A 10,491-nucleotide genomic window follows, 5' to 3' on the forward strand; every position below is an offset into this window, starting at 1 on the left:
CTTTATCGACCTGGCACAAAATCCTCTTTCAGACATCCAGAATGCCAAAAAATAGTATGAAAATTGTGCTATCAGCTAAGAAAAAACTAATCCGCAATAAGAATGCGGGTTATTTTTTGTGCGTAAATGTTGCAATGTAATATTCCGTAACAGGATGATCGTTATGGCGGGGTTGCAAATAGATTGCTTGACTTAACAAACAGATAACTTGACAGAAAGGATAAAAAAGAGCCAGCAGGCGCTGGCTCTTTGAGGAAGAAAATCAGAAGCTGGCGTTGCGCGGAGTACGTGGGAACGGAATCACATCACGCACGTTTTGCACGCCAGTTACGTAAGCAATCAGGCGTTCAAAACCAAGACCGAAACCTGAATGCGGAACAGTACCGTAGCGACGCAGATCGCGATACCACCAGTAATCTTCTTTATTCAGGCCCATTTCCAGCATACGCTCGTCCAGAACGTCCAGACGTTCTTCACGCTGGGAGCCACCAATGATCTCACCGATGCCCGGAGCCAGAACGTCCATAGCCGCAACGGTTTTACCGTCTTCGTTGAGGCGCATATAGAACGCTTTAATATCTTTCGGATAGTTTTTAACCACTACCGGTGCTTTAAAGTGTTCTTCCGCCAGATAACGCTCATGCTCAGAAGAGAGATCGACGCCCCAGTAAACCGGGTTTTCAAACTTCCTGCCGCAGTTTTCGAGAATGGTCACTGCGTCGGTGTAATCCACCTGCGCGAAATCGGCCTCAATGAAGCGTTCCAGACGTGAAACGGCATCTTTATCTACGCGTTCAGCGAAGAATTTCATGTCGTCTGCGCGTTCTTCGAGAACCGCTTTGAAGACATATTTCAGCATGGCTTCAGCCAGACCCGCGATATCGTTCAGGTTAGCAAACGCCACTTCCGGCTCCAGCATCCAGAATTCCGCCAGGTGACGGCTGGTGTTGGAGTTTTCAGCACGGAAAGTCGGGCCGAAGGTATAAATTTTGGATAATGCGCAAGCGTAGGTTTCGCCGTTCAACTGGCCAGATACGGTCAGGAAAGACTCTTTACCAAAGAAGTCTTTGTCGAAATCCACTTTGCCCTGATCGTTACGCGGCAGGTTTTCCAGATCCAGCGTAGAAACGCGGAACATTTCGCCTGCACCTTCGGTATCAGATGCGGTAATCAGTGGCGTTGAAACCCAGAAGAATCCCTGCTCGTTAAAGAAGCGATGCAGCGCCTGCGCCAGCGTATGGCGAACGCGCGCGACGGCACCAATCAGGTTTGTGCGCGGACGCAGGTGAGCGACTTCACGCAGATACTCAATGCTGTGGCGTTTTGCCGCCATCGGGTAAGTGTCTGGATCTTCAACCCAACCAGCAACTTCAACTTTGCTGGCCTGAATTTCAAATTGTTGCCCCTGGCCCGGCGACGCCACGACTTTACCCGTCACAATGACCGAGCAGCCGGTGGTCAGACGCAGGACGTCTTCATTGTAATTGGGCAGAGAATTATTGATGACAGCCTGTACAGGATCAAAGCAGGAACCGTCATAAACGGCGAGGAAGGAGATGCCAGCTTTTGAATCTCGGCGGGTACGTACCCATCCGCGTACGGTGACTTCGCTGTCAACGGCTACGCGGCCCTGGAGTACGTCGGCTACAGGCACAACGCTCATAATATTCTCTCTGTTAATAGTCGGAAAAAATAAACACTTGTCCACCCGTAAATGGGGGGATACCTATGTTACCTGGCATCTGCAATCAGACAAGCAGAATTCGCAAATGCAGCGAAAGATTTCGGAATTAAAGGTAAAAAAAGGGAGCCGATTAGCTCCCTGATGATATTAACTGGCTTTTTTAATATGCGGAAGGTCGAACGCTTTGCGCAGCGCCCGAACAAACGCTTTATCGTGGCAGATAGTTTTGCCAGGGCTGTCAGAAAGTTTCGCCACCGGTTTACCGTTACACTCAACCAACTTAATCACAATATTCAGGGGTTTTACCTGGGGGATATCGCAGGTCAGGCGAGTCCCAATACCAAAACTTAATTGCACGCGGGAAGAGAAGTGGCGGTATAGCTCAACCGCTTTGCGTAAATCCAGATTGTCAGAGAAAACCAGAGTTTTACTCTGTGGATCAATTCCCAGCTTTTCATAATGTGCAATGGCTTTTTCACCCCATTCAACCGGGTCGCCAGAGTCATGACGCAGGCCCTGATAGCGACTGGCGAACTCGACACCGAAATCACGCAGGAAAGCATCCATAGTGATGCAGTCGGTTAATGCAATGCCAAGTTGGTCGGGATATTCTTCCAGCCAGGCAGCAAGTGCAGCTCGCTGGCTGTTGGCTAGATCCGGGCTGATTTGCTGATGTGCCTGGAACCATTCGTGTGCCTGTGTTCCCATCGGCGTGAGGGAAAGCCGACGCGCCAGATCGTAGTTGCTGGTGCCCACGAACCAGGATTCCTGTTGCAGACGCTTAACGATGGTTTCTTGTACTTCGCGAGAAAAACGGCGACGGGTGCCAAAATCCATAAGATGGAAGCGCGACATATCAAGGCCGGCGGTTAACGCCGAGAAGTCGACTAATTTGCTTTCCAGCGTGTCGAGGGCTTGCGCAACGTCGGCCTGCGGTGAGCGATAGCGATGTACCATTTCACTGATAACCGCCAGCAAAGGAACTTCCCAGAGGATGACTTCACGCCACGGGCCGCTTAAACGAATATCCAGCTTGCCATTATCGTTGGATACGGTGACTTGTTCCGGGTTAAAGCGGAACTCGCGTAACCAGTTAAGATAGTCGGCCTTAAAGAAAGGCAGAGCAGAGAGCCACTGATATTCATCATCCTGCAGGCGCAGGTGCTGCATCGCCTGAATCTGTTCACGAATAGCATCGGCATAAATACCCAGCAGATCGTCACCTCGGCAACGAAACTCCGCCGCGACATGCACATCGTAATAGTGATGAAACACGGCTTGCTGCATATGCAACTTATAAGCATCTGTATCCAGCAACGAGTGCAGAACAGGAGAAGCGAATTGTGTCATAGGTGCGCAGTAGCGTCCTCGTACAGGAGCGTTTAGTACAATAAACATCTTCAGGAACTGCTGGAGTATACCTTGTTTCGCAATTTATTGAACCCCGATCACACCATATGCCACCTTTCTGGTCGATGGCATTACGCGGTGTATGTTATAAAAATGTAGCAATAAAGGCGTTTGTACCTGAAAAGATGAAGATTCTGCATAGCGCGATTTACGCAACAGGAATAGACTGAACACCAGACTCTATAAAAGATGCTAAAGGTTATTTATGACTCAACAGCCACAAGCCAAATACCGTCACGATTATCGTGCGCCGGATTACCAGATTACTGATATTGACTTGACCTTTGACCTCGACGCGCAAAAGACGGTCGTTACCGCGGTCAGCCAGGCTGTCCGTCATGGTGCATCAGATGCTCCGCTTCGTCTCAACGGCGAAGACCTCAAACTGGTTTCTGTTCATATTAATGATGAGCCGTGGACCGCCTGGAAAGAAGAAGAGGGCGCACTGGTCATCAGTAATTTGCCGGAGCGTTTTACGCTTAAGATCATTAATGAAATAAGCCCGGCGGCGAATACGGCGCTGGAAGGGCTTTATCAGTCAGGCGATGCGCTTTGCACCCAGTGTGAAGCCGAAGGTTTCCGCCATATTACGTATTATCTCGACCGCCCGGACGTGCTGGCGCGTTTTACCACCAAAATTATTGCCGATAAAATCAAATATCCCTTCCTGCTTTCCAATGGTAACCGCGTTGCGCAAGGCGAACTCGAAAACGGACGCCATTGGGTACAGTGGCAGGACCCGTTCCCGAAACCGTGCTACCTGTTTGCGCTGGTGGCAGGCGACTTTGATGTACTGCGCGATACCTTTACCACGCGTTCTGGTCGCGAAGTAGCACTGGAGCTGTACGTCGATCGCGGCAACCTTGATCGCGCGCCGTGGGCGATGACCTCGCTGAAAAACTCCATGAAATGGGATGAAGAACGCTTTGGCCTGGAGTATGACCTCGACATCTATATGATCGTCGCGGTGGATTTCTTCAATATGGGCGCAATGGAGAATAAGGGGCTGAATATCTTTAACTCCAAATATGTGTTGGCCCGCACCGACACCGCCACCGACAAAGATTATCTCGATATTGAACGCGTTATCGGCCATGAATATTTCCATAACTGGACCGGTAACCGAGTGACCTGCCGCGACTGGTTCCAGCTCAGCCTGAAAGAAGGTTTAACCGTCTTCCGCGATCAGGAATTCAGCTCTGACCTTGGTTCCCGCGCGGTAAACCGTATCAATAATGTGCGCACCATGCGCGGATTGCAGTTTGCGGAAGACGCCAGCCCGATGGCGCACCCGATCCGCCCGGATATGGTCATTGAGATGAACAACTTCTACACCCTGACCGTTTACGAGAAGGGCGCGGAAGTGATTCGCATGATCCACACCCTGCTGGGCGAAGAAAACTTCCAGAAAGGGATGCAACTCTATTTCGAGCGCCATGATGGCAGCGCGGCAACCTGCGACGACTTTGTGCAGGCGATGGAAGATGCGTCGAATGTCGATCTCTCCCATTTCCGCCGTTGGTACAGCCAGTCCGGCACGCCGATTGTGACCGTCAAAGACGACTACAATCCGGAAACCGAGCAGTACACCCTGACCATCAGCCAGCGCACGCCAGCCACGCCGGATCAGGCAGAAAAACAGCCGCTGCATATTCCATTTGCCATCGAATTGTATGACAACGAAGGCAAAGTGATCCCGTTGCAGAAAGGCGGTCATCCGGTGAATTCCGTGCTGAACGTCACCCAGGCGGAACAGACCTTTGTTTTTGATAATGTCTACTTCCAGCCGGTGCCTGCGCTGCTGTGCGAATTCTCTGCGCCAGTGAAACTGGAATATAAGTGGAGCGATCAGCAACTGACCTTCCTGATGCGTCATGCGCGTAATGATTTCTCCCGTTGGGATGCGGCGCAAAGTTTGCTGGCAACCTACATCAAGCTGAACGTCGCCCGTCATCAGCAAGGGCAGCCGCTGTCTCTGCCGGTACATGTGGCTGACGCTTTCCGCGCGGTGCTGCTCGATGAGAAGATTGATCCGGCGCTGGCGGCAGAAATCCTGACGCTGCCTTCTGTCAATGAAATGGCTGAACTGTTCGATATCATCGACCCGATTGCTATTGCCGAAGTACGCGAAGCACTCACTCGTACTCTGGCGACTGAACTGGCGGATGAGCTGCTGGCTATTTACAACGCGAATTACCAGAGCGAGTACCGTGTTGAGCATGAAGATATTGCAAAACGCACTCTGCGTAATGCCTGCCTGCGCTTCCTTGCTTTTGGTGAAACGCATCTGGCTGACGTGCTGGTGAGCAAGCAATACCATGAAGCAAACAATATGACCGATGCGCTGGCAGCGCTTTCTGCGGCGGTTGCTGCACAGCTGCCTTGCCGTGACGCACTGATGCAGGAGTACGACGATAAGTGGCATCAGGACGGTCTGGTGATGGATAAATGGTTTATCCTGCAAGCCACCAGCCCGGCGGCGAATGTGCTGGAGACGGTGCGTGGTCTGTTGCAGCATCGCTCATTTACCATGAGCAACCCGAACCGTATTCGTTCGTTGATTGGTGCGTTTGCGGGCAGCAACCCGGCAGCGTTCCATGCCGAAGATGGCAGCGGTTACCAGTTCCTGGTGGAAATGCTTACCGACCTCAACAGCCGTAACCCGCAGGTAGCTTCACGTCTGATTGAACCGCTGATTCGCCTGAAACGTTATGATGCCAAACGTCAGGAGAAAATGCGCGCGGCGCTGGAACAGTTGAAAGGGCTGGAAAATCTCTCTGGCGATCTGTACGAGAAGATCACCAAAGCACTGGCTTGATACTTTTGAGCCAAAATGCCTGATGCGACGCTTGACGCGTCTTATCAGGCCTGCAACTCCGTTGAAATTGCTGGTTTTGTAGGCTGGATAAGGCGTTCACGCCGCATCCGGCAGCCGTGCCCAACTGCCTGATGCGATGCTTGACGTGTCTTATCAGGCCTACTAGTCCGTTGAAAATGCTGGTTTTGTGCGCCACATCCGGCATATTAACCATGACGCCGAATCAGTTGTTCAGAATGCCCACGCCGCATTACCCGTTGCAATACTTCCGCTTCCAGCTCCGCTAATCGCACCGACCCTAATCGACGCGGACGGGGGATATCCACTGTCAAATCCAGACCAATTTTTCCCTCTTCAATTAACAACACCCGGTCAGCCATTGCTACCGCTTCGCTCACATCATGCGTCACCAACAGTACGGTAAAGCCGTGCTCCTGCCAAAGTGACACAATCAAATCCTGCATCTCGAGTCGCGTTAAGGCGTCCAGTGCCCCGAGCGGTTCATCAAGCAACAATAAACCCGGTCGATGAATCAACGCTCTTGCCAGCGCCACTCGCTGTTTCTGCCCGCCTGAAAGTGCGGCAGGCCATTCCCCGGCGCGATTCTCCAGTCCTACCGCAGCCAACGCCCGACGCGCGGCATCGCGCCACTGGCCTTTAAGGCCTAACCCAACGTTATCAATCACCGATTTCCACGGTAGCAGACGCGCATCCTGAAACATCATTCGCGTGTCTTCCTGAATTTCAGCCAGCGGTGTGGTGCCTGCCAACACATCGCCTGCGGTTGGCGTTTCCAGCCCGGCCAGCAGGCGCAGCAGGGTACTTTTGCCACCACCGCTGCGGCCCACCACCGCCACAAACTGACCTGCCGGAATATGTAAATCCAGTTGGTTCAGGACGATATTTTCCGCGTAATGTTTGCTTACTGCATTGAGCAACAATGGTGTGCCCTGGTTCAGACGAGCAGTATTCATACCGTGGCCTCCTTCAAATGATAAGCCGGGTTCCAGCGCAACCAGAGGCGCTCTAACAGCTGCGCGCTGACGTCAGCAAGTTTGCCGAGCAGGGCGTAAAGAATAATAGCGACTACCACCACGTCCGTTTGCAAAAACTCCCGCGCATTCATCGCCAGATAACCAATGCCTGAATTGGCAGAAATGGTTTCGGCAACAATCAGCGTCAGCCACATCAGGCCCAACGCAAAACGCACGCCGACCATAATTGAGGGCAGGGCACCAGGCAGGATCACATGGATAAACAGCGGTATGCCGGATAATCCATAGCTACGCGCCATTTCCACCAGACCGCGATCGATATTACGGATGCCATGCCAGGTGTTGATATAAATGGGGAATAGCGTGCCGAGCGCCACCAGAAAGATTTTTGCGGATTCATCAATGCCAAACCACAAAATCACCAGCGGGATCAGCGCCAGATGCGGTACGTTGCGCAACATCTGAATTGAGGTATCCAGCAGCCGTTCTCCCCAGCGAGATAGCCCGCTAATCAGTCCCAAAATCAACCCCAGCGATCCGCCAATTGAAAAGCCAATCAGCGCCCGCCAGGAACTGATCGCCAGATGCTGCCACAGTTCGCCGCTGGCGGAGAGCGTCCAGAACGCCGTCACCACCCCTTCCGGTGAGGGCAAAATACGCGTCGACAGCCAGCCAACTGAGGAGGCCAGTTGCCACACCGCCACGATGCCCACCGGTAAAAACCAGGGGGCAACGCGCAATAACCACTTCTTCACTGGCGTTGCCATTATTTCTTCCTTAGCTTTGCGCGACTTTACGGGGGATAAAATCATTCGCCACCGCTTCGCCTTGCGGATTCAGCGGCTGCGGCTGGGGAATTTCCGGAATGGCGACATCCAGATGTGGGAACAGCAACTCGCCGACCCGATACGCTTCTTCCAGATGCGGATAGCCCGAAAGCACAAAGCTGTCGATGCCAAGCGCGGCGTATTCGTTGATTCGCGCAGCGACCGTAGGACCATCGCCCACCAGCGCCGTTCCGGCACCGCCGCGCACTAAGCCAACGCCCGCCCATAAATTGGGGCTGATCTCCAGATTGTCGCGCTTGCCGTTATGTAACGCCGCCATTCGCTGTTGTCCTACGGAATCCGTCCGGGCGAATGCGGCCTGTGCTTTGGCGATAGTTTCATCATCAAGATGCGAGATTAACCGCTCGGCGGCCTGCCACGCTTCGTCGTTAGTTTCACGAACAATCACATGCAGACGAATACCGAAACGAATTTTGCGTCCATGCGCGGCAGCTTTCGCCCGCACTTGTTCGATCTTCTCTTTTACTAGTTCTGGCGGTTCGCCCCAGGTGAGGTAGAGATCAACTTGTTCTGCCGCCAGCTCCTGGGCGACGTCTGACGATCCGCCAAAGTAAAGCGGAGGATAAGGCTGTTGAATCGGCGGGAAGAGCAGTTTTGCTCCGCGCACATGAATATGTTTACCGTTGAAATTGACGGTTTCCCCCAGCAATAAGCGCCGCCAGACCTGGGTAAATTCCGCCGAGGCTTCGTAGCGCTCGCTATGATCAAGGAACACGCCGTCGCCTGCCAGCTCTTGTGGATCGCTGCCTGTGACCAGATTAAACAACGCACGACCATTTGAGAGACGGTCAAGCGTGGCGGCCTGGCGAGCGGCAACGGTAGGTGAGGTTACGCTGGGGCGCAGGGCGACAAGAAACTTCAGCCGCTGCGTCACCGGGATCATCGACGCCGCCACCAGCCACGCATCTTCACACGATCGCCCCGTTGGGATCAGCACACCGGTATAGCCCAGACGATCCGCCGCTTGCGCAATTTGTTGCAGATAGCCGTGATCAACCGGGCGTGAACCTTCTTCCGTTCCAAGATAATGCCCGTCACCATGGGTCGGTAAAAACCAGAACATATTCAGACTCATAATTGTTTTCCTTCCAGTTGAGTGGGCTGCCAGATGCGCTGGCGAATATCGACTTTTTTCGGCACCAGACGATTTTCATAAAACAGATCTGCCGTTTGCTGCTGTAAGGCGGCAACCTCGGCGTTAACCGGTTTGATGGTGGTAGGAGGGCGATGATCTAAGTAAGAGGCAATCACCGGTGCCGGTAAGCCCATCGTTTTTGCCAGTAAAGCGATGCTTTGCTCGCGCTGGCTGCGGGTTAACGCATCGGCCTCACTAAAGGTTGCGAGTACGCCCTGAATAAAAGCGCCGTTTTTTTCTGCATAGGGACGAGCTGCCAGATAAAACGATCCAGTTTGATTGAGATCGGTGCCGTCTTTCAGCACCCGCACGCCGCCCTGTAATAATGCAGCAGAGTAGTAGGGATCCCAGATAGCCCAGGCGTCAACGTTACCTTGCTGGAACGCGGCGCGGGCATCAGCGGGCGTCAGGTAAGTGGGTTGGATATCGGTAAACTTAAGTCCGGCCTGACGCAGTGCACGCAGTAAAAGGTTGTGTGAACTGGAACCTTTCTGAAAGGCAACTTTGTGACCTTTAAGATCGGCTACGGTTTTGATCGGGCTGTTTTCTGCCACCAGAATCACTTCGGCTTTGGGCTTCGGTGGCTCGACGCCCACATATACCAAATCAGCCCCGGCAGCCTGGGCAAAGATTGGCGGAATATCCCCGGTACTGCCGAGATCAATACTGCCAACGTTTAACGCTTCCAACATTTGCGGACCCGCGGGGAACTCCACCCAGGAGATTTTTGATTGCGGATAGCGTTTTTCCAGTAACTGGTGGCTTTTTGCCAGTACCATACCAATACTGCCTTTCTGATAGCCTATACGTAACGCTTCAGGCGAGGATTCTGCAGCAACCGCAATCGTAGAGACGCTAAGCAATCCCACCAGCGCCAGTTTAATGATGTTACGCATGGGCATTACCTCGCAGAGACAGAAGGTCAGGAACCTGAACATCGCGGCGGTGCAATGCCTGCCAGAAAGTTTCTAGCGCGGTATCAAGACGGGTTTGCAGATTTGGCGTGAACTGGGGTCTGTGATGGTAATCAATTACTTGTGAGTCATCGGCAAACACGCCGTGCAGGATCTCCTGAGCTTTCAGTGCGCTTAAAACTGGTTTAAGGGCATAATCGACCGCCAGCAGATGGGCCACGGTACCGCCCGTCGCCAGCGGTAGCACCACTTTGCCTTGCAAAGCGCGCTCTGGCAGCAGGTCGAGCAGGGTTTTCAGCGCGCCGGAATAGGCGGCTTTATACACAGGTGTAGCGACTATCAGTCCATCAGCCTGTTGCAGCTGTTCGGTGAAGGTCTTGAGTGCCGGACTATCGAAACGAGCATAAAGCAGATCTTCCGGGGCGAAGTTTTGCAGATTCCAGTGATAAACCTCTACATCGAGGCCATTTAGTTTTTCCCGCGCATATTCCAGCAAGGAGCTGGAGCGAGAAGGAAAGCGAGGACTACCCGCCAGGGTGATGACACGCATACTCTCTCCTTATAACCAATTGTTCTTTTTTTGTTAACATTGATAACAATTCGGTCAGTCTGTCGGAGAGACAAGAAAATGCCAAATATAAATTTTGTGTATCTTTTTCTGAAAATAAACTAAAGAAAGGGCTTTAT

At 52.6% G+C, this 10,491-nt stretch carries 8 protein-coding genes; 1 reads left to right on the forward strand and 7 read right to left on the reverse strand.

The features are described from left to right. Positions 1-262 precede the first annotated feature (262 nt). The gene (gene asnS, locus E0D98_RS17735) at positions 263-1,663 is read right to left on the reverse strand and encodes an asparagine--tRNA ligase (RefSeq protein WP_000117881.1); all 1,401 of its coding nucleotides are present in this window, start codon (positions 1,661-1,663) and stop codon (positions 263-265) included. A gap of 168 nt (positions 1,664-1,831) precedes the next feature. Next, positions 1,832-3,034, reverse strand: coding sequence for a nicotinate phosphoribosyltransferase (gene pncB, locus E0D98_RS17740; protein WP_001297200.1), 1,203 nt, complete (start codon positions 3,032-3,034; stop codon positions 1,832-1,834). 265 nt (positions 3,035-3,299) lie between these two features. On the opposite strand from pncB, the gene pepN reads away from it, so the two are divergent. Further along, complete coding sequence (pepN, locus tag E0D98_RS17745) at positions 3,300-5,912, forward strand: aminopeptidase N (RefSeq protein WP_000193844.1); 2,613 nt, start codon at positions 3,300-3,302, stop codon at positions 5,910-5,912. 206 nt (positions 5,913-6,118) lie between these two features. On the opposite strand, the gene ssuB is transcribed toward pepN, so the two are convergent. From ssuB to ssuE, 5 genes are read right to left on the reverse strand one after another with little or no spacing between them, the layout of a single operon-like run. After that, on the reverse strand, positions 6,119-6,886 hold the full coding sequence (gene ssuB, locus E0D98_RS17750; protein ID WP_001090508.1) for an aliphatic sulfonates ABC transporter ATP-binding protein: 768 nt from the start codon (positions 6,884-6,886) through the stop codon (positions 6,119-6,121). Continuing rightward, positions 6,883-7,674 carry an aliphatic sulfonate ABC transporter permease SsuC gene (gene ssuC / locus E0D98_RS17755; protein ID WP_000235203.1) on the reverse strand — a complete coding sequence of 264 codons (792 nt, stop codon included), beginning with the start codon at positions 7,672-7,674 and terminating at the stop codon, positions 6,883-6,885. The genes ssuB and ssuC overlap by 4 nt, the downstream gene beginning before the upstream one ends. Before the next feature lie 10 nt (positions 7,675-7,684). Next, positions 7,685-8,830: an FMNH2-dependent alkanesulfonate monooxygenase gene (ssuD, locus tag E0D98_RS17760; protein WP_000055996.1), complete on the reverse strand. Its 1,146-nt coding sequence runs from the start codon at positions 8,828-8,830 to the stop codon at positions 7,685-7,687. Next, a complete protein-coding gene (ssuA, locus tag E0D98_RS17765) occupies positions 8,827-9,786 on the reverse strand; it encodes an aliphatic sulfonate ABC transporter substrate-binding protein SsuA (RefSeq protein ID WP_001244342.1) in 960 nt (319 codons plus the stop codon). The genes ssuD and ssuA overlap by 4 nt, the downstream gene beginning before the upstream one ends. Continuing rightward, a complete protein-coding gene (gene ssuE, locus E0D98_RS17770) occupies positions 9,779-10,354 on the reverse strand; it encodes an NADPH-dependent FMN reductase (protein WP_001263933.1) in 576 nt (191 codons plus the stop codon). The genes ssuA and ssuE overlap by 8 nt, the downstream gene beginning before the upstream one ends. Positions 10,355-10,491 lie beyond the last annotated feature (137 nt).

The organism is Escherichia sp. KCJ4928 (genome assembly GCF_004352695.1).
In the GTDB taxonomy this organism is placed as follows: Bacteria; Pseudomonadota; Gammaproteobacteria; order Enterobacterales; family Enterobacteriaceae; genus ECMA0423.